Genomic DNA, 1,099 nt, shown 5'->3' on the forward strand with positions numbered 1-1,099 from the left:
TGTAGCGCGGCAAAATATTTTGCACTGTTTTGGAAACTATTTTGCACAACTTGGACGGAGTTTGAGAGTGCAAAATAGTTTCCAAATCGCATAAAAAACGTTCTAAATCTCAACCTCTCGTTCCACTCTGCAAAGTCCAGTGGACTCGCCTTTCATGTCGAGTTAGTGTGCGCCGCAGCACATGATTGTGTGATTTTTCACCATGCAGAAGGAATTTATTGTGAACTTTTCACTTATCCGGCAGACCATGACGGACGACGCTTGCGACATTATCTCAGCATTAAGCCAGGCACCGGCGCTGACGGTTCGGGCCATCCTCTTTATTACCAAAGGCGGTGAGCACGCCACCCGCTTTATGCTTGAGCAGATGGCGGCATTAGGTGTGGCCACCGAGAGTAACGACTTGTGGCGGCTTACAGAGACATTTAAGGCATCATCTTATCAGGTAACGGTTTAAAATTGGTGATAATAAGCTCAGCGGCTTTATGGCCATTGTTACTGCCAACTGAGTAAGTCGTTTCAACACTCATCATTTCCAGCCCGCTAAACACCCGGCGCATGTCCGGGTGGTCATTGACCGATATCATCACGTAACCTTTAGCCGTTCTGGCCAGTGCAGCCATCTGCTCGTATTGTTCCATGCCGAACGGTACGCCATAGCCTTGTGTTTTCCAGTATGGCGGATCAAGATAAAAGAGCGTGCCAGTGCGATCATACCGCCGCATGCATTCCTGCCAGTCCAGGTGCTCTATGGCTACCCGGTGCAGCCGCATCCATGCTTCAGACAGGGTTTCTTCCATACGCAGGATATTCAGCCGTGATGGACTGGTTGCGCTTGTCCCAAATGTGCGGCCCTCGACCTTTGAGCCGAACGAGAGTTTCTGGAGATAGTAGAAACGTGCAGCGCGCTGGATATCGGTTAATGTTTCAGGCGGAGTGTCCTTCAACCATTTAAACATCTCACGACTCGTTAAAGCCCATTTGAACTGCTTTATAAATTCTTCCAGGTGGTTCTGGATGACGCGATAAAGATTAACGATGTCGCCGTTAATATCGTTCAGTACTTCCGCTTTTGACTGTTCCTTCATAAAGAATAAAG

The 1,099-nt window shown here is 48.3% G+C and carries 2 protein-coding genes; one reads left to right on the forward strand and one right to left on the reverse strand.

The genetic code is table 11. The features are described from left to right. The first annotated feature begins 220 nt into the window (after positions 1-220). The gene (locus F7Q90_RS25705) at positions 221-457 is read left to right on the forward strand and encodes a hypothetical protein (RefSeq protein ID WP_006119115.1); all 237 of its coding nucleotides are present in this window, start codon (positions 221-223) and stop codon (positions 455-457) included. Here the strand turns inward: F7Q90_RS25705 and F7Q90_RS25710 are convergent. After that, a partial coding sequence (locus tag F7Q90_RS25710) for a DNA adenine methylase (protein ID WP_044242001.1) occupies positions 426-1,099 on the reverse strand: 674 nt, incomplete at its 5' end. The two genes, F7Q90_RS25705 and F7Q90_RS25710, sit on opposite strands and share 32 nt — an antisense overlap.

Origin of the sequence: Pantoea stewartii subsp. stewartii, assembly GCF_008801695.1 — a bacterium.
Classification (GTDB): Bacteria; Pseudomonadota; Gammaproteobacteria; order Enterobacterales; family Enterobacteriaceae; genus Pantoea; species Pantoea stewartii.